Below are 22629 nucleotides of genomic sequence, written 5' to 3'. Positions count from 1 at the left end.
CCCCCTGACGAAGGATGACCCGGTGGAAAAAGTAGCAAGGCCGTGGCCGGCCCTTTGGTCGCTGGTGATCGGCTTCTTTATGATCCTGATTGACACCACCATCGTTTCAGTGGCGAATCCCCGGATCATGGAGGAGCTCGGCGCTGACATCAACTCGGTCATCTGGGTCACCAGTGCCTACCTCCTCGCCTACGCCGTCCCGCTGCTGATTACAGGCAGGCTGGGTGACCGTTTTGGGCCGAAGAAGCTGTATCTCTCGGGGCTGGTGGTCTTCACCCTGGCCTCGCTGTGGTGCGGCCTGTCGGGTGATATCCAAACCCTGATTGCCGCGCGGGTGCTCCAGGGGCTCGGCGCAGCAATGATGACACCCCAGACCATGGCCGTGATTACCCGGATCTTCCCGCCCGACCGGCGGGGTGCCGCCATGGCCATCTGGGGAGCCACCGCCGGCGTGGCCACGCTTGTGGGCCCCATCCTCGGCGGCGTGCTGGTTGACGGTTTCGGCTGGCAGTGGATCTTCTTCATCAACGTGCCCGTGGGCATCGCCGGCTTTATCCTCGCCTGGCGGAACGTTCCCGCCCTCAGCACCCACCCGCACCGGTTCGATATTCCGGGCGTGGTGCTCAGCGCCGTCGGGCTCTTCCTCCTGGTGTTCGGCATCCAGGAAGGCGAAACCTACAACTGGGGCACCATCACAGGGCCGGTCAGTGTGTGGGGACTCATCATCGCCGGCTTTGCCGTGCTGACGGGGTTTGTGGTGTGGCAGCGCTTTATCAAGGGTGAGCCGCTCCTGCCGCTGGGGCTGTTCCGGGACCGGAACTTCTCCCTCGCCAACATTGGCATCACCATGGTGGGCTTTACCGTCACCTCCTTCGGCCTGCCGCTGATCTTCTACTACCAGATGGTCCGCGGCCTGACCCCAACGCAGTCCGCCCTCCTCATGGTGCCCATGGCGCTGATTTCAGGCGGGCTGGCACCGGTGGTGGGGAAGATCGTGGACCGGGTGAACCCGAAGTACCTCGCCACGGGCGGGCTGACCCTGATGGCCGTGGCGCTGGTATGGAACTCGGCCCTGATGCAGCCAGACACGCCCATCCTGATGTTCCTGCTGCCCAGTGCTGTCCTGGGCTTTGCCAACGCCGGCATCTGGGCGCCCCTGAGCACCACCGCAACCCGCAACCTTCCGCCGCGGCAGGCCGGTGCAGGCTCGGGTGTCTACAACACCACCCGGCAGTTCGGCGCGGTGCTGGGCAGCGCAGCCATCGCCGTGCTGATCCAGTCCCGGCTCGCAGCCGAGCTTTCCGCGGGCGGGGCGGCGGGCGAGGGCATGGCCCTGTCCGGCAGCTTGCCGGAGGCCCTGCACAGCGGATTTTCGGCGGCGATGGGGCAGGCCATCCTGCTGCCCGCCGGAGTGGTCCTGGTCGGCGCTGTCGTGGCACTGTTCTTTGCGAAGCCGCAGCCGGTTCAGGGCTGGGGCGGCAGCGGGGCGGCCTCGTCAGCCAAGGTGGACGCTGGTCTGGATTCCGCCGGCTGACAGGCCGAGCTTCCGGGCCAGCGCCAGGGAGCCGGTATTGCTGACGTCCGTCCGCCACTGCAGCGTGAGCCCTGCGGACAGGGCTTCGTGGGCCGCGATGGACGCTGCCAGCGAGCCCAGGCCCCGGCGCCGCCATTCCGGATCCACCAGGACACCCAAATGGGCCAGCAGGCCCACCCACTCGGAGTAAGCGCCACAGGCCAGGGGTACCCGGCGCCCGTCAATCTCGTGGATGATGGTGTAGCGGTTTTCGAGGTCCGAAAGGCCAACCTCGTTGACGTCGTCCGGCGGGCAGCGGCCCTCCAGTTCGATGGCCTCCGGGTTGCCGTGCGAAACAGTCATCTCTTCCGATGGCTGCTTCAGGGGCAGGTCGTCCGCGAAGAACAAGGCGGCAGCACCCAGGCCGTGACCGCCATGGGAGCGGGCCAGCGTCAGGAGCGTGACGTGCTGGGCCATCTCCTCATCCGGAATGCCCGCAGCGGCGTCAATGACCCACTGTGGACCCACGAGTGCCGAACTGCCGAAGAGGCGCACGAACTCCACCGTCCGGGCCGATTCGTCGGCCCGGACGATCCGCTCGCCGGAGGCCAGGGCAGTTCCGAAGGCGTCGTCGTCGAGTCCCAGGCGCCGGGCCCAGGCAAGCTGGATGATGGCGGCAGAACCGGGGTCAAGTGTCATGCTCCCAGCCTAGGGCGGGCAGGGAGCCCGGCCGAACAGGACACCGTTACTGTGCACAACACCTCAGCCGAACAGGACGGCGGCTTCGTCGTAGCGCTTTTGCGGAACGGTCTTGAGCTGGCCAAGGGCTTCCTGGAAGCCCACGTGCTCAATATCGGTGCCTTTCAGTGCCACCATGGTGCCCCAGTAGCCTTCCACCACGGAGTCGATGGCTGCCATGCCGAGCCTTGTGGCCAGGACACGGTCGAAGGCGGACGGTACGCCGCCGCGCTGGATGTGGCCCAGGATGGTGGCGCGGGTTTCGATGCCGGTGCGGGCTTCAAGTTCGGGGGCGAGCTGGTCTGCGATGCCGCCCAGGCGGGGCCGGCCGAAGGTGTCGAGGCCGCGTTCGGAGTGCGGGGTTTCCATGTGCTCGGGTACGAAGCCTTCGGCCACCACTACCAGGGGCGCGCGGCCGCGGGCGTGGGCTTCCTTAACCCATTCGGTGATCTGGTCGATGCTGACCTTTTGTTCGGGGATGAGGATGGCGTGGGCGCCGGCGGCCATGCCGGCGTGGAGGGCGATCCAGCCGACGTGCCGGCCCATCACTTCGGCGATCATGCAGCGGTGGTGGGATTCGCCGGTGGTCCGGAGCCTGTCGATGGCTTCGGTGGCGATCTGAACGGCAGTATCAAAACCGAAGGTGTAGTCGGTGGCGTCGAGGTCGTTGTCCACCGTCTTGGGAACGCCCACGATTTTCAGGCCGGCGTCGGTGAGGCGCTTGGCAGCAGCCAGGGTTCCCTCACCGCCGATCGCGATGATCGCGTCGATGCCCAGCCGGTCCATGTGGGCTTTGATGACCTCGGGGCCGCCGCCGTTTTCGAAGGGGTTGGTGCGCGAGGTGCCCAGGATGGTGCCGCCCTGTTTGGCGATGCCGCGGACCATGGTGCGGGGGATGTCGATGATGTCGCCCTCGACGACGCCGCGCCAGCCGTCAAGGAAACCCACGAATTCGTGGCCGTGGATGGCAATGCCTTTGAGGACGGCTCCGCGTATCACGGCGTTCAGTCCGGGGCAGTCGCCACCGCTGGTGAGAATTCCAATTTTCATGTCTCTGGCTCAAATCCTGGGAGAAGGTGTACAGGCAGAGCGCCACGCTGAGCTCACATAGAGTCTAGTGGGGGGTGTGGGGTACGACACAAACCGGTTACAAAAGGCCCCGCTCCATCGCGATGACCTGCGTCGAACCACGAAGACCCCCGCTCCGAACAGGAGCGGGGGTCTTCGTTTGAGAGTTTCAGGGGCGGTTGATGGACCGCCGGTCGAGGAATGTCTGGAGCGGGATGACATTCCGCTGGTCCGGCAGGACCACCCAAGCCAGGAGGTAGAAGATCACGGCCGGGCCGGGCAGCAGGCAGAAGAGCAGGAAAGCGATGCGGACAAAGGCCACATCCACGTTGAGCTTCGCTGCGATGCCTCCCAGCACCCCGCCGAGCCAGCGCTCCGGTCCGCGTTTCAGGCCAAAGCCCCTGACGATGCTGAAAAACTTGTCCATGGCTCAAGACTTCCCTGTTGTAGGACTGTTGTCACGTTTCCGGGCGGAGAGGAGTCCGCCAATCACCAGTGCCGCGCCTGCGCCGATCATGAGTCCGATCAGGACGTAGGTCCCGTTGAGGGTGACAATGCCCAACTGAGCGATGATGATCAGGGCGGCGAGGGCCAGGACAATCAGGCCCCACACCACCGTTCCGACGCGCGCCCCCGAGGGAGGGGCAGAATCCGTGCGTGCCGCCGTCGTGCTTCCCGGAACGTACGGGTCCGGAGTATGGCTGCTCATGTCAGTTACCTTCCTTGATGGTGACGTTGCTGACCGTGCCGTCGATCTGGATCACCAGGTGGCTGCCGGGCTTGTCGGTGTTGTAGCTGCTTTCCCGCGTGGTGGTTCCGCCGCGCTGGCTTCCGCCTTCGGCCAGGTTGCCAAGGGTCATGTCGGCCCTGATGTCCACCGGCACGGTGTCGGGAATAACCACCGTGACATTGCTGGCCGTGAAGTCCAGCGGGACCACGACGTCGGACTGCAGCGGGGTGGCCAGGGCCAGCCCGGTGAGGTCAACGGTGCCGCGTCCTGCCGTGATGTTCAGTCCGTCGCGGGCCTGCTCGATGCTCGTGGGCGTCCAGTCAACCTGCTGGAAGCGGACCCGGTCGCCGTTGTTGCCCACCACGTTGAAGATCCCGCCAATAACCAGGGCCGCCACCGCGAAGAACGAAAGGATGCCGGAAGTCCTGCCGCGCAGGCCCAGGATGAGTATCCCGAGGCCCAGGACCGCTGCTGCGCTGGCCCAGGCGATGGCGTTGGTGGCGTCGCCGAGGTCGATGATGTTGGTGACATCCAGTGCTTTGAGTCCCGCGCCCACCAGCAGGGCACTGCCGGCAGCAATTGCGACGGCGGGGGCACCGGGACCAGCGGGGCGTACCTTGGGGGCAGGTGGAGGACCCTGCGGCGGCCGGGTGCCGCCGGCACCTCCGTTATTCCATCCACTGCCGGACCCGGCTCCTCCGTAAGGGCTGCCGGTGAAGGGGCCGGTGCCCGCAACGTCGGAGTAAGGGGGAGGGGTACCTGTGGAGGTTGCGGCAGAGTAAGCGTTGGTTCCGGGGTAGGCGGTGGAACCGGCGTAGGAGGTGGTGCCTGGCGCGGTTGCGCTCGCCGGTGTTCCAACCGCGGCCTTGTTCCGCTGGGCAAGGTAGTAAACGAGGTAGATGGCGCCGCCAACCCAAAATACGGTCCAGAGGAAGGCGCCGAAGCCTTGGTTGCCCCAGCCCCAGAATCCGCCTCCCAGCCCGCCGAAGCCGAGGATGACGGCGATCAGGGAACCGGTCATGCCGGTGGTCCACCTGCCGGCGCCGGCTTCCTGGACATGGATCCTGCCATCGGGCTCGGGCAGGAAGGCCCACGCCAGGCCGTATGCAAGGACGCCGATGCCGGCGAAGAGGGTGAGGACAATGAAGACGCCCCGGACGATCAGCGGGTCGATGCCCATGCGGTGGGCGATGCCGCTCGAGACGCCGCCGATCCAGCGGTCCGGGCCGCGTGTGATTCCGTGGCTGCGGATCCAACCGAAGAAGTCCGTCTGTTGATTGGGCACTCCGGCGTATGCGTAGCTGCCGGTGTTCCGGCTTGGGCCGCTTTGGCTTGAGTAGGGCCCGGCCGAGGGCCCGCCGGAGCTGTCCTGCGCCGGGTGGTCCTGGGTGGATTCCTGGGAAGAATCCTGTGGGGAATCCTGTTTGGATTCCTGCCCCGGGTTCTGGTCCGGGGCTGAAGGGGAAGCAGGCGGCACCAGGGGCTCCGTGGGATGTTCGTTTTCCCGCTTGGGGAGGGGTACCGTTGGCTGTCCGTCATCAGGGGTGGGAGTTTGCGAGTTCATACCTCGATCCTTCCGCCCACGGCGGTTTGGCTCTATTGGGGGACACCCTGAACGGTCCCTGAGCGGCCCCCGGTTCCGGCCGGAATACGGTCCGGGAAACCCTGATCCATGCTTGGATTGATCCATGACCACCGTCCCCGCCCGGCCCCCGCTGGTCCGCCGCAGCGACCGCTTTCTCGCGGGAGTGTGCTCCGGCCTTGCCGTGCATCTGGACTGGCCCGTCCGGAATGTGCGGGTGGCGATGGTCCTGGCTTCGCTGGCCGGCGGGGCCGGCGTCGTCTTCTACGCCTGGCTGTGGATCATGGTGCCCACCGCGGACGAAAGTGCCCGACGGCAGGCGCGCCGCCCGGCGTCGCCCATTGCCCCGGCCGTAAGCCGCGAGCCTCTGCCGGCTTCCGTTCCCCGCGCGATGCCCGCAGCTACGGCTACGGCTACAGCCCCGGCTGGGGTTGCGGTGTCCCCGGATGGCCTTGGAACGGTGCCGCCCGGAGCGCTCCCGCCCGGAATGGCCGACGGCGGCCGTGGGGCGGCCGCTGCCCCTCCCGATGCCCGTGATTACCTTACGGCGGGGCAGGCCGCCGGAGCGGCTTCCGAGGCCCGGCCGCCCTTGTTCAGGTTCCGCGACATGCGCTACGGCAAGGAGATCCTGCTCGGAGTCGGGCTGCTCCTGGTGGCAGGCATCCTGGTCGCCCAGCTCCTGGGGGTGGACGTTCCGCTGGGCACACTGATTCCGGCCGCAGCAGTCCTCGGGGGCGCCTCTATTGCCTGGATGCAGCTGGATGAAAGCCGGCGCGCCGGGCTCGTGGACAAGACCAAAGCGGACCAGGCCGGTGGCTGGGCCCGGCTTGTTGCGGGCCTGGCGCTGGTGGTGGCGGGCGTTCTGGTGATGGTGTCCGGATCGGGTTCCTGGGAGCAGACCTGGCTCGCGCTGCTGGCCTCCGTTGCTGTCCTCGGCGGGGTGGTGCTGGTCCTGCTCCCATGGGCGCTGAAGTTCTGGCGCGACCTCGAAACGGAGCGCGCCGGCCGGATCCGGGAAACCGAACGGGCCGAGATTGCAGCCCACCTTCACGACTCCGTGCTGCAGACACTGGCTCTTATCCAGCGGCGCGCCGCCAATGAACACGACGTCGTCCGGCTGGCCCGCGCACAGGAGCGGGAGCTGCGCGGCTGGCTGTTCGAGGATCCGGGCAAGGACGCCGGGCAGTTGTCGGACCGGATCAAGGCCGCCGCAGCCGAAGTGGAAGACCTGCTGGGCAACGCCGTCGAGGTGGTCAGCGTGGGAGACGCCGCCGTCACGGAAGGCCATGAAGCGCTGATCCAGGCCAGCCGTGAGGCCATGCTGAACGCCTCCCGCCACGGCGGCGGGGCCGTCTCGGTCTACCTGGAGGCCTCCGCCGGCCGCGCCGAAGTCTTCATCAAGGACCGGGGCCCCGGCTTCGAACTGCAGGACGTGCCGGAGGACAGGCTCGGCGTCCGGGAGTCCATCATCGGCCGGATGAACCGCCACGGCGGCACGGCCACCATCACCAGCACCAGCGCAGGCACGGAGGTGCGGCTGGGCTTCCCCGCCGCCCCGCAGGACAGCACGGAAGGCAAACCATGAACACAACGCAGGGAACCGGTACAGGCCCCATCCGGACCGCCAGGTCCGCCAGGGTGGTCATTGTGGACGACCACGCAATCTTCCGCTCCGGCCTGAAGGCGGACCTCGACCCCAGCATCCATGTGGTGGGGGAAGCGGCGACGGTGGAGCAGGCCATCGCCGTGATTGCACAGGAACGCCCGGACGTGGTGCTGCTGGACGTCCACCTGCCCGGCGGTCTCGGCGGCGGGGGCCGCGAGGTCATCGCCGGCTCAGCTGCCCTTTTGTCCAGCACCAAATTCCTTGCCCTCAGCGTCTCGGACGCCGCCGAGGACGTGGTGGCGGTGATCCGGGCGGGAGCGCGCGGCTACGTCACCAAGACCATCTCGGGGCCAGAAATCACCGAGGCCGTGTACCGGGTTGCGGGCGGGGACGCAGTCTTCTCGCCACGGCTTGCCGGCTTCGTCCTGGACGCATTTGGCACGGCGCCGGCCGACATCGCCGACGACGAACTGGACAAGCTTTCGGCGCGGGAGCTGGAGGTCATGCGCCTGATTGCCCGCGGTTACAGCTACAAGGAAGTGGCAAAGGAGCTGTTCATCAGCATCAAAACAGTAGAAACGCACGTCTCCGCCGTCCTCCGCAAGCTGCAGCTCTCCAGCCGGCACGAACTGACCAAGTGGGCCGCGGAGCGCCGTCTCCTCTAGACGCCCCATCAGATCCTGCACCTAATCCACAAACGCCCCATCACCTGTCGGCCTTAAACCCAAACGCCCCATCACTCTCTTCAAGAGAGTGATGGGGCGTTCTGGTTTTTCCTGCGGGAGGTGATGGGGCGTTCTGGTTTTTCCTGCGGGAGGTGATGGGGCGTTCTGGTTTTTCCTGCGGGAGGTGATGGGGCGTTCTGGTTTTTCCTGCGGGAGGTGATGGGGCGTTCTGGTTTTTCCTGCGGGAGGTGATGGGGCGTCGTTACTGGGCCTTGCCGAGGAAGTCCTGCAGGCGCTGCACGCCGGTGGCGAGGTCCTCGTCGCCAAGCGCGTACGACAGGCGCAGGTAGCCGGAAGGCCCGAAAGCCTCGCCCGGGACCACTGCCACCTCAACCTCGTCCAGAATCAAGGCCGCGAGCTCAGCCGAGGTCTGCGGCGTGGCGGTGCCGGACGCCGTCGGGAATTCCTTGTCCAGCAGCGCGCGCACGTCAGCGTAGACGTAGAAGGCACCCTTCGGCGTCGGGCATTCCACGCCTTCAATGGCGTTGAGGCCGGCGACGATGGCCTTGCGGCGGCGGTCGAAGGCAACCTTCATCTCGTCCACTGCGGTCAGCGGCCCGGACACGGCGGCGAGGGCAGCCACCTGCGGGATGTTGGAGACGTTGGATGTAGCGTGCGACTGCAGGTTGGTGGCGGCCTTGATGACGTCTGCCGGGCCGATCATCCAGCCCACGCGCCAGCCGGTCATGGCGTAGGTCTTGGCCACGCCGTTGAGGATGACCACCTTGTCGCCCAGTTCGGGGGCGGCGGTGGCGATTGAAGTGAACGGCACGCCGTCGTAGGTCAGGTGCTCGTAGATCTCATCAGTGACGACCCACAGGCCCTTGGCCGCGGCCCACTTGCCGATCTCCGCCACCTGCTCGGGCGAGTAGACGGAGCCGGTGGGGTTCGACGGCGAGACGAACAGCAGGATCTTGGTCCTGTCCGTAACGGCTGCTTCGAGCTGCTCCACGGTCACCAGGTAGTCCTGCTCCGGGCCGGCGAACACTTCCACCGGCACGCCGCCGGCGAGGCGGATTGCTTCGGGGTAGGTGGTCCAGAACGGGGTGGGCACGATGACTTCATCGCCCGGATCAACCAGGGTGGCGAACGTGTTGTAGACGGCCTGCTTGCCGCCGTTGGTCACCAGGACCTGGGAAGCGCCCACTGCGTAGCCGGAGTCACGGAGGGTTTTCTCGGCGATGGCCTTCTTCAGTTCGGGCAGCCCGCCTGCGGGGGAGTAGCGGTGGTACTTGGGCTGGCTGGCCGCCTCAATGGCGGCCTGGACTATGTAATCCGGGGTGGGAAAGTCGGGTTCACCCGCGCCGAAGCCAATAACCGGCCGGCCTGCTGCCTTCAGCGCCTTCGCCTTGGCATCAACGGCAAGGGTGGCGGATTCGGCAATAGCGGAAATGCGCTGGGAAACGCGGGCGGCAGACATGGCAGGTCCGTTCTTTGCTTGCAGCCCGGAGGCTGGAATGTGGGATTCGACGTGATCTACTCTATGCTGATCACCGGACCCTCCGGGTTGCCGGTTTTGATTGTGACTGCCCGTCAGTCAAGGTCATTCCCGGCCAACGGGGAGGGCCCGGAAATGGGCTGGTTCGACGAACACGAAGATGTTGCGTAGACTGGTTCACCGGTGTTGAAAACACGGATGATGACGTGCGCCCCAGTGAAAGCTGCTGGTTCGCCGTCGAAGCGTGGAATTCACTCCATAGGGTAGTGGCGCAATTGGTAGCGCAGCGGTCTCCAAAACCGCAGGTTGCAGGTTCGAGTCCTGTCTGCCCTGCGCAAGCTGCCCCGGGCGAAAATCCGGGGCAAGCGCAGCAACCATGGTTCTGATCAGAGCCGGGTAATTCAACATTGCAAAGATGAGCGAGGACCAGGTGACCGAAACAGCTGCCAGCAGCTCCAAGGGCCGCCCAGCTAAGAAGGACGCCAAGGCAAACTTCTTCGCCCGCATTGCACTCTTCATCCGCCAGATCATCGGCGAGTTGAAGAAGGTTGTTGCACCAACCCGCAAGGAACTGATCAACTACACGCTCGTGGTGCTGGTGTTCGTCGGCATCATGATGATCATCGTCAGCCTGCTGGACCTCGGTTTTGGAACCGCTGTCAGCTGGATCTTCGGCGGCAGCGTCCCCACGGACAGCTAGGGCTGAACGGTCCGCAGGCCGAGTGTTCCATCCGGGAAAACCGGAGGGAACACCGGTGTGCGGAATTGAGCCATTTAAATAGGCATGTTAGGCAATGAGGAAGCAGGAGACCAAGTGTCTGAGCAGGAGCTCGAGGTAACCGAGACTGAGCTGGAAGAGTCCGCGGACATCACGGCAGAAGCCGGTGACGAGTCTGAGGTTGATTCCTCCGCGCCCGAAGCCAGCGACGCCGAGTCTGATGAAGACGCCGAGTCTGACGAGGACGCCGAGGCGGACGACGCCGGCTCCGAGGAAGAGTCCAGCGACGCCCTCGCCGCTGCCGCCGCCAAGGCCGACGTGGACCCCGCCGAGGAGTTCAAGGCCAAGCTGCGCCGCCAGGAAGGTGACTGGTACGTCATCCACTCCTACGCCGGTTACGAAAACCGCGTGAAGGCCAACCTTGAAACCCGCATCCAGACCCTGGACATGGAAGATTACATCTTCGAGATCCAGGTGCCCATGGAAGAAGTCGTTGAGATCAAGAACGCTCAGCGCAAGGTGATCAACCGCGTCCGGATTCCCGGTTACGTCCTGGTCCGCATGGACCTGACTGACGCCTCCTGGGGCGCCGTCCGCCACACGCCCGGTGTCACCGGCTTCGTGGGCAACGCCCACAACCCCGTGCCGCTGCGCCTGGACGAGGTCTTCTCCATGCTCGCCCCCGTCTTCGAGGAAGAGCAGGCCGAGAAGGGCAAGCCGGTCAACAAGCAGCACCAGGCTCCCGTGGATGTCGACTTCGAAGTTGGCGAATCCGTCATCGTCAAGGAAGGCCCGTTCGAGACCCTTCCCGCCACGATCTCCGAGATCAAGGTCGAATCGCAGACCCTCGTGGTGCTGGTTTCCATCTTCGAGCGCGAAACGCCCGTCACCCTGGCGTTCAACCAGGTCACCAAGATCTGACAACCCAAGAATTCGTCCCGGGGCTGCCCGCTTTAGCAGCACCGGAACGGCCGGCTGCCTCGCCATGGCGGCCACAAACCTGAGGCACGCTCCTGTGCCCCAGGACGTTATTGAGAGAAGGACCCTACATTGGCTCCCAAGAAGAAGGTCACCGGCCTCATCAAGCTGCAGATCCAGGCAGGTGCCGCTAACCCGGCTCCGCCGATCGGTCCTGCGCTTGGCCAGCACGGTGTCAACATCATGGAATTCTGCAAGGCGTACAACGCTGCGACGGAAGCCCAGCGCGGAAACGTCATCCCCGTGGAAATCACGGTCTACGAGGACCGTTCCTTCACGTTCATCACCAAGACCCCGCCGGCTGCAGAGCTCATCAAGAAGGCCGCAGGCGTCGCCAAGGGTTCAGCAACCCCGCACACCGTCAAGGTTGCCAAGCTGACCCAGGCCCAGGTTAACGAGATCGCCACCACCAAGATGGAAGACCTCAACGCCACCAGCCTCGAAGGCGCAGCGAAGATCATCGCCGGCACCGCCCGCTCCATGGGTATCACCGTCGAGGGTTAGTCCCCTCGCCGCCGGATGTCGGGCTCGGGAAACCGATCACGACGGGCGGCACCGCCGGGAAACCGGCACCACCGCCGTATAAGCGGCACAAACCGACAATGTTGGGACCCGGGCACGGATAACGAGCCCGCTTACCAACTGTGGCAGGGCCCAGCGCGGTCCGCAGACCACAACTGCACAAGGAGAAATAAGCAGCATGGCAAAGCGCAGCAAAGCATATGAGGCAGCAGCCGCCAAGATCGACGCGGAGAAGTTCTACGCGCCGTTCGAGGCAGTGACCATCGCCAAGGACACCAACCCGTCCAAGTTCGACGCCACCGTTGAGGTTGCATTCCGCCTCGGCGTGGACCCCCGCAAGGCTGACCAGATGGTCCGCGGCACGGTCAACCTGCCCCACGGCACCGGCAAGACTGCCCGCGTCCTGGTTTTCGCCACGGGCGACAAGGCAGAGGCAGCAATCGCTGCCGGCGCCGACTTCGTTGGTTCCGATGACCTGATCGAAAAGATCGCAGCCGGCTGGACCGACTTCGACGCCGCCGTCGCCACCCCTGACCTCATGGGCAAGGTCGGCCGCCTCGGTAAGGTCCTGGGTCCGCGTAACCTGATGCCGAACCCGAAGACGGGCACCGTGACCCCCGACGTCACCAAGGCCGTCAACGACATCAAGGGTGGAAAGATCGACTTCCGCGTCGACAAGCACTCCAACCTGCACTTCATCATCGGCAAGGTGTCCTTCGACGCCATCAAGCTGGCTGAGAACTACGCAGCAGCACTGGAAGAGGTGCTTCGCCTGAAGCCGTCCGCTTCCAAGGGCCGCTACATCCAGAAGGCCACGGTTGCCACCACGTTCGGTCCCGGCATCTCCGTTGACCCCAACGTCACCAAGGTTCTGACCGAGGCCTAAATCCTCGTCTGAAGCTCCGCCGCGGATCCTTCCGCTGCAAACCAAACCGCCCGGCGTACGCGCCGGGCGGTTTTGTTTAAGCCCAGGAACCTGCCGCAGGGGCGGGTTCCTGCCTAAGCTGGAGAAGTGGCCAAACCGGATGTGGAACCGTCCCTTGAAGAAACCGCTGCGCTGGCAATAACTGCCGTGGACATCTTGCCGGTGGATGGTGAAACGGAGGCGGGCACCAGTCCGGTTACCGCTGACTTCAAGGAGTGCCACGCCCTGCGGGTGGAGCATGAGCTCGCCGTCTGGGGCAACCTGGACCGCTGCGACACACTGCAGGAAGCTGTGGAGTACTGGCGGGGCAATGAGTATGAGGAACGGCACCTGTACCTGGCAAAGATCGGCACAGTAGCCGTGGGCACGTGTTCGGTGACCCTCCCGCTGCGCGAGAACACGCATACCGCTGGAATAGATGTCCTGATCGCCCCTGCCCACCGGCGCCAGGGCCTGGGCCGGGCCCTTCTGGAGCACTCAGAAGCAGTCGCCTGTGAACACGGCAGAACATCCCTTGACGCCTACCACGAAGAGCCGTGGCAGGCGGCGGACGGTGCGGCCCTGCTTCCGGCCAAATCCGGTGCCGGCGGCCTGCCGCTTAACCAGCCCGCCGTGGCCTTTGCCGTTGCTGCCGGTTATGAGCTGGAGCAGGTGGAACGATCCAGCCGCCTCGCCCTGCCGGTTCCGCCGGAACTGCTGGACCGGCTGGAAGCCGAGGCCTCGGCCGGGGCAGCGGAATACACCATCACCGGCTGGGACGACAATTGTCCGGAGGAGCTGGTACAGGCCTATGCCCGTCTCAGGGCCACGATGACCAGGGACGTTCCCATCGCCGGAATGGACTGGGAAGGTGAAGACTGGGATGCCGCCAGGGTCCGGGAAGAGGAAAACAGGTTGATCCGCAGCGGGGTCCGATCAGCTGTGACGGCCGCCCGGCATAGGGAAACTGGGCAGCCGGTGGCTTACACGGTCCTGAACTGGCGCGCAGGGGTGCCGGCCTCCATCGTGCAGCAGGACACTTTGGTCACCTCGGAACACCGCGGCCGCCGCTTGGGCATGCTGATCAAAGTGGCAAACCTGCCGCGCGCCCAGACCAGGTGGCCGTCAGCGCGGTCGGTGCTGACATGGAATGCCGACGAAAACCAACATATGCTGGCCATAAATATCGCACTTGGATTCAAGCCCGCAGGTTTTGAAGGCGAGTGGCAGAAACGGCTGGGATGATGCGCCTATGGCTATTGACGTGAAGATCGAGCAACTTTGGATTCCCGACTCACTGGACGCGCCGGACGCTGCGGAATTTCTTGCCGCCGTCGAGGTGGGCCGGAAGGTCCGAATGCAGACCTGGGGGAGCGACGACCTTGCCTACGGCCCCCTGGAGAAGCTGCTCGAGTTCCAGGACCCGTACGAGCGGCAGCTCATTCTCGTCGCCAAGGTGGACGGGGAGATCGTGGGGACCGTCGACATCGCCCTGCCCCTTACGGACAACCTGGACCTGGCGGAATTCACCCTCGACATCCTGCCCGAGTTCCAGCGCCAGGGCGTAGGCCGGCGCCTCCTCCAGGCCGCCGAACAGTTTGCCCGAGGGGAAGGCCGCACCATGATCCTGGTGGACACGAACCACCCCGGGGCTTCCCTGCATGAGTTTGAACGCGCCCAGCTGGTTCCCGGCACGGGGCAGGGTTTCGTGCCGCTGGAGAGCCGTGAAGTCGAGTTCGCGCAAAAGACCGGCTATACGTTGCAGCACATCGAGCAGTTCAGTTCCTGCGCGCTGCCGCTGGACACCAAGCTGGTTGCGGATCTGCAGGCCGAGGCGGACGCCGCCAACAGCGGACGGTACCGCCTGCACCACTGGACGGATCGCTGCCCTGACGGCTGGCTTGAGGCCGTGGCGGCCCTTGAGAACCAGGCGGGGGCCGACGTCGACCCTTCCTTGGATCCGCCTGTTGAGCAGGACATGGTGCTCGACGGCGGCATCCTCCGGAAGGCCGAAGAAGTTGCCATTGCGCAGGGCCGGCGGACGGTGGTCACCGCCGTCGAGCACCTCGCCTCGGGGGCACTTGTAGGCCTGACCACCATCACGGTGCTGGCGCACCGCGCCGACGTTGTTTTCCAGGACGACACGCTGGTGCTGCAGGAGCACCGCGGGAACAAGCTGGGCCTGCTGATCAAGGTGGCCAACATGGAACGGCTCACTGAGCAGTTTCCCGATGCGCGGATCATCTACACCTGGAACGCCCCGGAGAACCGGTACCTCCTGACCGTCAATAAGCAGCTGGGTTTCCAGACTGCCGGTGTGACGGGGATTTGGCAGAAGGAGCTTCCGCACCTGCACACGAGCACCAGCTGAACCCCGATTTGGCGCAGTGATGGCTCTCCCGTAGACTTGAAGGACCAAAGACCGTCGGTTGTTGGAAATCCACTCTCCCGAGCATGGCTCAAATCTGCAGTTGCGCGCGGGGGAAACAGTGGCTTTCTGGACGAAGGACCCTGAACGTAGGGCGGCCGGCGCAGGTGAACGAAGCAAAGCTCCACGGAACATCTGTGTCGAGCCAAGCCCCGTGCATCTGCGCGGGGCGTTTTTAGTTTTAGCTCACCTTGAGCGGGGACCGTCGCATACCGGCACTATCCCCGGAAGGAGGGTTATGGCAACGCCTGCAAAGGTTTCAGCAGTAGCTGAGATCACTAACGATTTCAAGGAATCGAACGCCGCTGTCCTGACCGAATACCGTGGGCTCACCGTTGCACAGATCAAGCAGCTGCGTGTTTCTCTCGGCCAGGACACCAAGTTCTCGGTCGTCAAGAACACCCTGACCGCCATTGCAGCCAAGGAAGCCGGAGTCGAAGCATTCGACGGCCAGCTTGCCGGCCCCACTGCAATCGCGTTCATCAAGGGTGACGCAGTTGCCGCTGCCAAGAGCCTGACGGATTTTGCCAAGACCAACAAGCAGCTGGTCATCAAGACCGGTTACTTCGAGGGCAAGGCGCTGAACGCCAGCGAGGTTGCCGCACTGGCAGCGCTCGAGTCCCGTGAGCTGCAGCTCGCCAAGGTTGCAGGTGTCCTCAAGGCACCCGCCGCCGCCGCTGCACGCATCATTGACGCACTGCGCCTCAAGCTTGAAGAAGAGAACGGTGCACCGGCAGCTGCCGAGGCGCCTGCCGCTGAAGAAGCTGCTGATGCTTCAGCTGAAGCAGTAGCCGAAGCTCCCGCAGCTGAAGCTCCCGCAGCCGAAGAGAACTAGTTCTCTTCACCCCACCAGACTCCGGTGTGACGCGTGGCTCCGTGCCGCTGAAACACCACAACAGGAAGGACGCCTACCATGGCGAAGCTCACCAACGAAGAGCTCATTGAAGCTTTCAAGGAACTGACCATCATCGAGCTCTCCGAGTTCGTCAAGCTCTTCGAAGAGACCTTCGAAGTTACCGCTGCTGCTGTAGCCGTTGCTGGCCCCGCCGGCGCTGCTGCTGAAGAGGTTGAAGAGAAGACCGACTTCGACGTCGTCCTCGAATCTGCTGGCGAAAAGAAGATCGCAGTGATCAAGGAAGTTCGCGCCATCACCTCCCTCGGCCTCAAGGAAGCCAAGGACCTGGTTGACAGCGCACCCAAGGCTGTTCTCGAAGGCGCCACCAAGGAAGCTGCCGAGAAGGCCAAGGATCAGCTCGAGGCTGCAGGCGCCACCGTTACCCTCAAGTAACAACACCTGTTCCTCGAAAAGCCCCGTCCACGTTTGTGGGCGGGGCTTTTTGCGATCCGGGGAGGTCAGGCGGGGTCGCTGATGTCGGCGACGACGGCGTCCAGCGCTCCCGTGAGGGCGTCGGCGTCCACAAAGGCGCTGTAGCCGTGGGCACCTGCGCCCATCGAGATCCTCCGGCCTGTGATGGTGGCATCGGCGTACACAGGCCAGCGGTTGGTGCTGCCCAGCGGGGTGATGGTGCCGCGTTCATAGCCGGTGGCATCCAGTGCCACGTCCGCCGGAGGCAGGGAGAGTTTGTTGACGCCCACAAGGTTCCGGAGCTTCGGCCACGAGATCTGGCGGTCACCGGGGATCAGCGCAAACAGGAACGAGCCGTCCTTGTGCTTGACCACCAGCGACTTCACAATGTCCGCCGGAGCGATACCAAGGATGCCTGCCGCCTCCGCCAGGCTTTTGGCAGCCGGCCTTTCCACTACGTCCACCTGCAGCCCGCGGGCTGCGGCGTCGGCAAGGAACCTGTCCCTGCCGGCGCCGCCATTGGCCGCGGTGCCGGTCCCGGCCTCGTCCGCCATCAGTCGCGGTACAGCAGGAGCGCTTCGCCCTGCCCGCCGCCGCCGCACAGGGACACCGCGGCCTTGCCCGTTCCGCGCCGCTTCAGTTCGTGCGCAGCGTGGACAGCCAACCGGGCCCCCGACGCGCCGATGGGGTGGCCCAGGGCGATGGCGCCGCCATGGATGTTGCACTTCTCGAGGGGGTAGTCCAGATCCTGCAGCGACTGCACCGCCACGGACCCGAACGCTTCATTGATCTCGATAAAATCCAGATCCGCGGTAGTCCAGCCCGCACGGCCAAGGGCGTTCATGATGGCGTTGGACGGCTGGGAGTGCAGCGAGTTGTCAGGCCCGGCAACCTGCCCTGGCTTCCCGACGACTGCCAGGTATTCCAGCCCGTTTTGCTCGGCAAATGCTCGGGAGGCAAGGACCAGGGCGGCGGCGCCGTCGGACAGGGGAGAGGAGTTGCCGGCGGTAATGGTGCCGTCGGTGACGAAGGCGGCCCGCAGCCCGGCGAGGGACTCGACGGAGGCGTTCGGGCGCACCCCCTCATCGGTGGAGACCATGAGCGGATCGCCTTTGCGCTGTTTCACGCTGAGGGGCACGATCTCGTCGTCGAACGTTCCGTTCTTGGCTGCCAGCGCCGCGCGCTGGTGCGACTGGGCGGCCACATTGTCCTGGGACGTCCTGTCGATGCCCAGCGCAAGGTTCCGGGTTTCGGTGGACAGGCCCATCGACTGGCCGTCGAAGGCATCGGTGAGTCCATCGTGCGCAGCAACGTCCAGCGCCTGGATGGAGCCGTAGGTCCACCCCTGCCGTGAGCCAGGCAGCAGGTGAGGTGCCCGGGTCATGGACTCCTGCCCGCCTGCCACCACTACGGCTGCCTCGCCGCCGCGGATCATCCGGGCAGCGTCGATCACCGCGGTCAGCCCCGAGAGGCAGACCTTGTTCACGGTGACGGCAGGAACATTCCAGCCGATACCGGCACCGATGGAGCTCTGCCGTGCGGGATTCTGGCCGGCACCGGCCTGGAGCACCTGTCCCATGATGACGGCCTCCACCTGGCCGGCGTCCACCCCGCTTGCCTCGAGGGCCGCCTTGATGGCGTGGGCCCCGAGATCGACGGCGGTAAAGCTCGCCAGCTGTCCGTTGATACGGCCCTGTGGAGTACGAACTGCTGCCAGGATGACAACGTCAGTGTTGTCCGCGGAGTTGCCCATGTTTATCTCTTCCGATCTGATCCGTTGTAGGCCACCAAGGCTATCGTGACGCTGGTCACCCATATATTCAAACGCCCCGGCCGCTATGTGCATTCCGGCAGTGCCCAGGTTCCCGCGCCGGCAGCGGCCGGGGAGAAGTCCCCATCCCGGGAACGTGCACGACGACGGCGGCCTGCGTAGGGTGGGCGGCGGACACTTTTGCAGGGGGGACAGCAGGTCCGCTCCCCGGGACGCTTGGAGCAGCAGCGTGAAAAAAATTCTGGCCATGGCAGCGGCCGCCGGACTCGCGGGCCTTACGGCCTGTTCGCTTTCCGCGCCGGCCCCCGACGCCCCCTCATCGGTGCCGTCCACGCCGGAGCCGGGCGAGGCAAGCTCTCCCCGCGCCACCGGCTCCGCTGACAGCGGCAGCGGCGCGCCGCCGTCGTCGGCTGCAGGGGAAGCCTCTGCAGGGGGAGTGAAAGGAGCCTGCGAACTCTTCAACAAAATGTTCGCGGATTACAAAGCCATCCCCGCCGATGAACCGAACGGTTTTGAGGACATCTACCTGCGGGCCGAAGACGCCAAGGACGCCACAGCCGGAGACCTGCCGGGGCTCTTCGCGTCACTGAGCCTGCTCGCCATCGACCACTCGGCCGCGGCGGAATCCGGCGGCGGGCCTGCGCAGCAATCCAAGGATGCCGTCCGTGACGCCGTCTTTGCCAACGCGGGGACCTGCACGGCCGAAGGCGTCACTCTGCGGCTATAGTCCCATCCGCCGGACGCAGTCCGTAGGCGGCCCGGGCCCAGCCAGCCCGAACCGGCCCGGAGCCAGCCGGAAAACCGGTGCTTGCAATCGCGTCGGATGTGGGGTAGACATGTAGGTTATTTTGCCGTATCGTAGATATTTGCGTCTTCCCTGTTTACCTTCAGCCTTCATATAGCGGTGGGCTTTCGCCTGGCAGCTGGCAATCAACGTGCCGTCAACAACGTCACAGCATGGTCAGCACCGGCCCCGGGTCATATAGCGGAACCGGATGGTAGCACTGCGGAGTCATTCCGCAGGGTGCACAGCGGGGGAGATCTGAAAACGCCTGAAGGTCTGTGGAAGGATCCCTCTTGGTCGCCTCGAGCACCTCTAATAACGAAACCGCTAACACCGCCGACAGCACTGATGGTGCCACTCGCCGGCTCTCATTCGCAAAGATTCACGAACCTCTTGACGTTCCGAATCTGCTTGCCCTCCAGACGGACAGCTTCGACTGGCTGGTCGGAAACGAACGCTGGCAGGCACGCGTAGCGAAAGCTGTCGAAGAAAACGATCTTAGCGTCGCCACCACGTCCGGACTCTCGGACATCTTCGAAGAGATCTCCCCGATCGAGGACTTCCAGGGCACCATGTCCCTGAGCTTCTCCGATCCGGAGTTCGCTGACCCGAAGTACACCATGGCCGAGTGCAAGGACCGGGACGCGACGTACTCGGCACCGCTGTACGTCAAGGCCGAGTTCATGAACAACAACACGGGCGAAATCAAGCAGCAGACCGTGTTCATGGGCGACTTCCCGCTGATGACCGAGAAGGGCACCTTCGTGGTCAACGGCACCGAGCGTGTCGTGGTCTCCCAGCTGGTCCGTTCCCCGGGCGCCTACTTCGAGCGTGCCGCCGACAAGACCAGCGACAAGGACATCTTCACTGCGAAGATCATCCCGTCCCGCGGCGCCTGGTTCGAGCTCGAAATTGACAAGCGCGACCAGGTCGGCGTCCGCCTCGACCGCAAGCGCAAGCAGTCCGTCACCGTCCTGCTGAAGGCCCTCGGCTGGACCGAAGGCCAGATCCTCGAAGAGTTCGGCCAGTACGACTCCATGCGGGCAACCCTGGAGAAGGACGCCACCGAAACCCGCGAAGACGCATTGCTGGACATCTACCGGAAGCTGCGCCCGGGCGAGCCGCCCACCGTTGAGGCTGCCCAGTCGCTGCTGGACAACCTGTACTTCAACTCCAAGCGCTACGATCTGGCCAAGGTTGGCCGCTACAAGATCAACCGCAAGCTTGGCATCGACCGCTCCCTTGGCGACAAGGAAGCTTCGGTCCTGCACGTTGAAGACATCGTCGCGATGATCAAGTTCCTCGTTGCGCTGCACGCCGGCGAGAAGACCACCAAGGGCATCCGCGATGGCCAGGAAGTGGACCTGCGCGTCGAAATTGACGACATCGACCACTTCGGCAACCGCCGCATCCGCGCCGTCGGCGAGCTCATCGAGAACCAGGTCCGCACCGGCCTGTCCCGCATGGAGCGCGTTGTCCGCGAGCGTATGACCACTCAGGACGTCGAGGCCATCACGCCGCAGACCCTGATCAACATCCGCCCCGTGGTCGCAGCGATCAAGGAGTTCTTCGGAACGTCCCAGCTGTCGCAGTTCATGGACCAGAACAACCCGCTCTCGGGCCTGACCCACAAGCGCCGCCTGTCGGCCCTTGGCCCGGGTGGTCTGTCCCGTGACCGTGCCGGCATGGAAGTCCGTGACGTGCACCCGTCCCACTACGGACGTATGTGCCCCATCGAAACCCCTGAAGGCCCGAACATTGGCCTGATTGGTTCGCTGGCATCCTACGGACGCATCAACCCGTTCGGTTTCATCGAGACGCCGTACCGCCTGGTCAAGGAAGGCGTCGTTTCCGACGACGTCCAGTACCTGACGGCCGACGACGAGGCTGAGGTGCTGATCGCACAGGCCAACGCTCCGCTGGACGAGAACAAGAAGTTCGCCGAGGACACCGTCCTGGTCCGTGCCCGTGGTGGTGGAGGCGAGCCTGTCCTGGTTCCCGCCGAGGACGTCGAGTTCATGGACGTTTCCCCGCGCCAGATGGTGTCCGTGGCTACCGCCCTGATCCCGTTCCTCGAGCATGACGATGCAAACCGTGCACTCATGGGTGCCAACATGCAGCGCCAGGCCGTGCCGCTGGTCCGTTCCGAGGCTCCGTTCGTGGGCACCGGCATGGAGCGCGCCGCAGCCGTCGACGCCGGTGATGTCACCATCGCGAAGAAGGCCGGTGTGGTTACCGAGGTCTCCGCTGAGCTCGTCATCATGCTCAACGATGACGGCACGGAAACCAACTACCGCATCAACAAGTTCGCCCGCTCCAACCAGGGCAACTGCTACAACAACCGTGTCCTGGTGAACGAAGGCCAGCGCCTGGAAGTTGGCGGCATCATCGCCGACGGCCCGGCAACGGACCAGGGCGAACTCGCCCTCGGTAAGAACCTGCTCGTGGCATTCATGTCATGGGAAGGCCACAACTTCGAGGACGCCATCATCCTCTCGCAGCGCATCGTTGCCGAGGACGTTCTTTCCTCCATCCACATCGAGGAGCACGAGATTGATGCCCGCGACACCAAGCTTGGTGCCGAGGAGATCACCCGTGACATCCCCAACGTGTCAGAGGAAGTACTGGCAGGCCTGGACGAGCGCGGCATCATCCACATCGGTGCCGAGGTTGAAGCAGGGGACATCCTGGTCGGAAAGGTCACCCCGAAGGGTGAAACCGAACTGACCCCGGAAGAGCGCCTGCTGCGCGCCATCTTCGGTGAGAAGTCCCGCGAAGTCCGCGACACCTCCCTGAAGGTGCCCCACGGCGAGTCCGGCACCGTCATCGGCGTGCGCGTCTTCGACCGCGACAACGACGACGAGCTGCCCCCGGGCGTCAACCAGCTGGTCCGCGTCTATGTTGCTGCCAAGCGCAAGATCACCGACGGCGACAAGCTCGCCGGCCGTCACGGCAACAAGGGTGTTATCTCCAAGATCCTCCCGATCGAGGACATGCCCTTCCTTGCCGACGGCACCCCCGTTGATATCGTCCTGAACCCGCTGGGTGTCCCGGGCCGTATGAACGTGGGCCAGGTGCTCGAGACGCACCTCGGCTGGGTTGCCAAGACCGGCTGGAAGATCGAAGGCGAGCCCGAGTGGGTCAAGCAGCTGCCGAACCTGCCGCGCGAGAGTGGCCAGACCACTGTTGCAACGCCGGTGTTCGACGGTGCCCGCGAAGAGGAAATCACGGGCCTGCTGGACTCCACCAACGTGACCCGCGACGGGCAGCGCCTGATCGACTCCTCCGGCAAGACCCGTCTCTTCGACGGACGCTCCGGCGAGCCGTTCCCGGATCCGATCTCGGTCGGTTACATGTACATCCTGAAGCTCCACCACCTGGTGGACGACAAGATCCACGCGCGCTCCACCGGCCCGTACTCCATGATCACGCAGCAGCCGCTGGGTGGTAAGGCACAGTTCGGTGGCCAGCGCTTCGGTGAGATGGAAGTGTGGGCGCTCGAAGCTTACGGCGCCGCCTACACGCTCCAGGAACTCCTCACGATCAAGTCTGATGACATTCATGGTCGTGTGAAGGTCTACGAAGCCATCGTCAAGGGCGAGAACATCCCCGAGCCGGGCGTTCCCGAGTCCTTCAAGGTCTTGATCAAGGAAATGCAGTCGCTGTGCCTGAACGTGGAAGTCCTCTCCACGGACGGAACCACAATTGAAATGCGTGACTCTGATGACGCAGTCTTCACCGCTGCGGAAGAACTGGGCATCGATCTGTCTCGTGCAGAGCCCAGTTCCGTAGAAGAGGTCTAGCAGGGGACTTACGAC

At 64.7% G+C, this 22629-nt stretch carries 22 protein-coding genes and 1 tRNA gene; 15 read left to right on the top strand and 8 right to left on the bottom strand.

What is annotated here, in order from left to right; all coding sequences use genetic code 11:
* Positions 1–22 precede the first annotated feature (22 nt).
* Positions 23–1534, top strand: a complete 1512-nt coding sequence (locus M1E07_RS14840; RefSeq protein WP_461187401.1) for a DHA2 family efflux MFS transporter permease subunit — start codon at positions 23–25, stop codon at positions 1532–1534.
* Here the strand turns inward: M1E07_RS14840 and M1E07_RS14835 are convergent.
* The 5 genes from M1E07_RS14835 to M1E07_RS14815 form a co-directional block, all read right to left on the bottom strand.
* On the bottom strand, positions 1496–2212 hold the full coding sequence (locus tag M1E07_RS14835) for a GNAT family N-acetyltransferase (protein ID WP_461187400.1): 717 nt from the start codon (positions 2210–2212) through the stop codon (positions 1496–1498). The genes M1E07_RS14840 and M1E07_RS14835 overlap by 39 nt on opposite strands.
* 63 nt (positions 2213–2275) lie before the next feature.
* Complete coding sequence (locus tag M1E07_RS14830) at positions 2276–3301, bottom strand: ATP-dependent 6-phosphofructokinase (RefSeq protein ID WP_050054289.1); 1026 nt, start codon at positions 3299–3301, stop codon at positions 2276–2278.
* Positions 3302–3488: 187 nt separating this feature from the next.
* Positions 3489–3746, bottom strand: a complete 258-nt coding sequence (locus tag M1E07_RS14825) for a PspC domain-containing protein (RefSeq protein WP_387545445.1) — start codon at positions 3744–3746, stop codon at positions 3489–3491.
* Between the two features lie 3 nt (positions 3747–3749).
* Positions 3750–4028 carry a hypothetical protein gene (locus tag M1E07_RS14820; RefSeq protein WP_461187399.1) on the bottom strand — a complete coding sequence of 93 codons (279 nt, stop codon included), beginning with the start codon at positions 4026–4028 and terminating at the stop codon, positions 3750–3752.
* Between the two features lies 1 nt (position 4029).
* Positions 4030–5613, bottom strand: a complete 1584-nt coding sequence (locus M1E07_RS14815; protein WP_461187398.1) for a PspC domain-containing protein — start codon at positions 5611–5613, stop codon at positions 4030–4032.
* 124 nt (positions 5614–5737) lie between these two features.
* On the opposite strand from M1E07_RS14815, the gene M1E07_RS14810 reads away from it, so the two are divergent.
* Both M1E07_RS14810 and M1E07_RS14805 read left to right on the top strand, forming a co-directional pair.
* Positions 5738–7216 (top strand): ATP-binding protein, encoded by a 1479-nt coding sequence (locus M1E07_RS14810; protein ID WP_461187397.1) that lies wholly within the window; start codon positions 5738–5740, stop codon positions 7214–7216.
* Positions 7213–7902, top strand: coding sequence for a LuxR C-terminal-related transcriptional regulator (locus M1E07_RS14805; protein ID WP_461187396.1), 690 nt, complete (start codon positions 7213–7215; stop codon positions 7900–7902). The genes M1E07_RS14810 and M1E07_RS14805 overlap by 4 nt, the downstream gene beginning before the upstream one ends.
* A 262-nt stretch (positions 7903–8164) precedes the next feature.
* Here the strand turns inward: M1E07_RS14805 and M1E07_RS14800 are convergent, their stop codons facing one another.
* Positions 8165–9382 (bottom strand): pyridoxal phosphate-dependent aminotransferase, encoded by a 1218-nt coding sequence (locus M1E07_RS14800; RefSeq protein ID WP_461187395.1) that lies wholly within the window; start codon positions 9380–9382, stop codon positions 8165–8167.
* Between the two features lie 51 nt (positions 9383–9433).
* Here M1E07_RS14800 and M1E07_RS14795 point away from each other — a divergent pair, with 51 nt between their 5' ends.
* The 10 genes from M1E07_RS14795 to rplL all read left to right on the top strand — a co-directional run bounded on the left by M1E07_RS14795 (position 9434) and on the right by rplL (position 16238).
* A complete protein-coding gene (locus tag M1E07_RS14795) occupies positions 9434–9571 on the top strand; it encodes a hypothetical protein (protein WP_461187394.1) in 138 nt (45 codons plus the stop codon).
* An 89-nt stretch (positions 9572–9660) separates the two neighbouring features.
* Positions 9661–9733: transfer RNA gene (locus M1E07_RS14790), tRNA-Trp, on the top strand.
* Between the two features lie 82 nt (positions 9734–9815).
* Complete coding sequence (gene secE, locus M1E07_RS14785; RefSeq protein ID WP_104042553.1) at positions 9816–10100, top strand: preprotein translocase subunit SecE; 285 nt, start codon at positions 9816–9818, stop codon at positions 10098–10100.
* A 114-nt stretch (positions 10101–10214) separates the two neighbouring features.
* Entirely contained in the window at positions 10215–11039 is an 825-nt protein-coding gene (gene nusG / locus M1E07_RS14780; protein WP_461187393.1) for a transcription termination/antitermination protein NusG, read from the top strand.
* A gap of 129 nt (positions 11040–11168) precedes the next feature.
* A complete protein-coding gene (gene rplK / locus M1E07_RS14775; protein ID WP_018773647.1) occupies positions 11169–11600 on the top strand; it encodes a 50S ribosomal protein L11 in 432 nt (143 codons plus the stop codon).
* A 196-nt stretch (positions 11601–11796) separates the two neighbouring features.
* Positions 11797–12504 carry a 50S ribosomal protein L1 gene (gene rplA, locus M1E07_RS14770; protein ID WP_461187392.1) on the top strand — a complete coding sequence of 236 codons (708 nt, stop codon included), beginning with the start codon at positions 11797–11799 and terminating at the stop codon, positions 12502–12504.
* A 126-nt stretch (positions 12505–12630) separates the two neighbouring features.
* Positions 12631–13767: a GNAT family N-acetyltransferase gene (locus M1E07_RS14765; protein ID WP_461187391.1), complete on the top strand. Its 1137-nt coding sequence runs from the start codon at positions 12631–12633 to the stop codon at positions 13765–13767.
* Positions 13768–13774: 7 nt separating this feature from the next.
* Positions 13775–14893 carry a GNAT family N-acetyltransferase gene (locus M1E07_RS14760; RefSeq protein ID WP_461187390.1) on the top strand — a complete coding sequence of 373 codons (1119 nt, stop codon included), beginning with the start codon at positions 13775–13777 and terminating at the stop codon, positions 14891–14893.
* A gap of 295 nt (positions 14894–15188) precedes the next feature.
* The gene (rplJ, locus tag M1E07_RS14755; protein ID WP_461187389.1) at positions 15189–15785 is read left to right on the top strand and encodes a 50S ribosomal protein L10; all 597 of its coding nucleotides are present in this window, start codon (positions 15189–15191) and stop codon (positions 15783–15785) included.
* 78 nt (positions 15786–15863) lie between these two features.
* Positions 15864–16238 (top strand): 50S ribosomal protein L7/L12, encoded by a 375-nt coding sequence (rplL, locus tag M1E07_RS14750; RefSeq protein WP_461187388.1) that lies wholly within the window; start codon positions 15864–15866, stop codon positions 16236–16238.
* A 65-nt stretch (positions 16239–16303) separates the two neighbouring features.
* Here rplL and M1E07_RS14745 read toward each other — a convergent pair whose 3' ends face one another.
* Both M1E07_RS14745 and M1E07_RS14740 read right to left on the bottom strand, forming a co-directional pair.
* Entirely contained in the window at positions 16304–16810 is a 507-nt protein-coding gene (locus M1E07_RS14745) for an aminoacyl-tRNA deacylase (protein ID WP_461187387.1), read from the bottom strand.
* Positions 16810–18009, bottom strand: coding sequence for an acetyl-CoA C-acetyltransferase (locus M1E07_RS14740; protein WP_461187386.1), 1200 nt, complete (start codon positions 18007–18009; stop codon positions 16810–16812). The genes M1E07_RS14745 and M1E07_RS14740 overlap by 1 nt, the downstream gene beginning before the upstream one ends.
* A gap of 247 nt (positions 18010–18256) precedes the next feature.
* Between M1E07_RS14740 and M1E07_RS14735 the strand changes: the two genes are divergently transcribed.
* Both M1E07_RS14735 and rpoB read left to right on the top strand, forming a co-directional pair.
* Positions 18257–18754, top strand: a complete 498-nt coding sequence (locus M1E07_RS14735) for a hypothetical protein (RefSeq protein WP_461187385.1) — start codon at positions 18257–18259, stop codon at positions 18752–18754.
* Positions 18755–19104: 350 nt separating this feature from the next.
* Complete coding sequence (gene rpoB, locus M1E07_RS14730; protein ID WP_461187384.1) at positions 19105–22614, top strand: DNA-directed RNA polymerase subunit beta; 3510 nt, start codon at positions 19105–19107, stop codon at positions 22612–22614.
* Positions 22615–22629 lie beyond the last annotated feature (15 nt).

It is taken from the genome of Arthrobacter sp. Z4-13 (assembly GCF_054792705.1).
The sequence above is the reverse complement of the archived record's forward strand: the minus strand, read 5'-3'. Positions and strand labels throughout refer to the sequence as shown.

Excerpts from the sequence above, each read along its gene's own strand:
- rplL (WP_461187388.1), top strand. The coding sequence starts at position 15,864 with ATGGCGAAGCTCACCAACGAAGAGCTCATTGAAGCTTTCAAGGAACTG.
- M1E07_RS14805 (WP_461187396.1), top strand. The coding sequence starts at position 7,213 with ATGAACACAACGCAGGGAACCGGTACAGGCCCCATCCGGACCGCCAGG.
- M1E07_RS14825 (WP_387545445.1), bottom strand. The coding sequence starts at position 3,746 with ATGGACAAGTTTTTCAGCATCGTCAGGGGCTTTGGCCTGAAACGCGGA.
- M1E07_RS14820 (WP_461187399.1), bottom strand. The coding sequence starts at position 4,028 with ATGAGCAGCCATACTCCGGACCCGTACGTTCCGGGAAGCACGACGGCG.
- M1E07_RS14815 (WP_461187398.1), bottom strand. The coding sequence starts at position 5,613 with ATGAACTCGCAAACTCCCACCCCTGATGACGGACAGCCAACGGTACCC.
- M1E07_RS14835 (WP_461187400.1), bottom strand. The coding sequence starts at position 2,212 with ATGACACTTGACCCCGGTTCTGCCGCCATCATCCAGCTTGCCTGGGCC.
- M1E07_RS14800 (WP_461187395.1), bottom strand. The coding sequence starts at position 9,382 with ATGTCTGCCGCCCGCGTTTCCCAGCGCATTTCCGCTATTGCCGAATCC.
- rplA (WP_461187392.1), top strand. The coding sequence starts at position 11,797 with ATGGCAAAGCGCAGCAAAGCATATGAGGCAGCAGCCGCCAAGATCGAC.
- M1E07_RS14810 (WP_461187397.1), top strand. The coding sequence starts at position 5,738 with ATGACCACCGTCCCCGCCCGGCCCCCGCTGGTCCGCCGCAGCGACCGC.
- M1E07_RS14830 (WP_050054289.1), bottom strand. The coding sequence starts at position 3,301 with ATGAAAATTGGAATTCTCACCAGCGGTGGCGACTGCCCCGGACTGAAC.
- M1E07_RS14740 (WP_461187386.1), bottom strand. The coding sequence starts at position 18,009 with ATGGGCAACTCCGCGGACAACACTGACGTTGTCATCCTGGCAGCAGTT.
- M1E07_RS14745 (WP_461187387.1), bottom strand. The coding sequence starts at position 16,810 with ATGGCGGACGAGGCCGGGACCGGCACCGCGGCCAATGGCGGCGCCGGC.
- rplJ (WP_461187389.1), top strand. The coding sequence starts at position 15,189 with ATGGCAACGCCTGCAAAGGTTTCAGCAGTAGCTGAGATCACTAACGAT.
- secE (WP_104042553.1), top strand. The coding sequence starts at position 9,816 with ATGAGCGAGGACCAGGTGACCGAAACAGCTGCCAGCAGCTCCAAGGGC.
- M1E07_RS14760 (WP_461187390.1), top strand. The coding sequence starts at position 13,775 with ATGGCTATTGACGTGAAGATCGAGCAACTTTGGATTCCCGACTCACTG.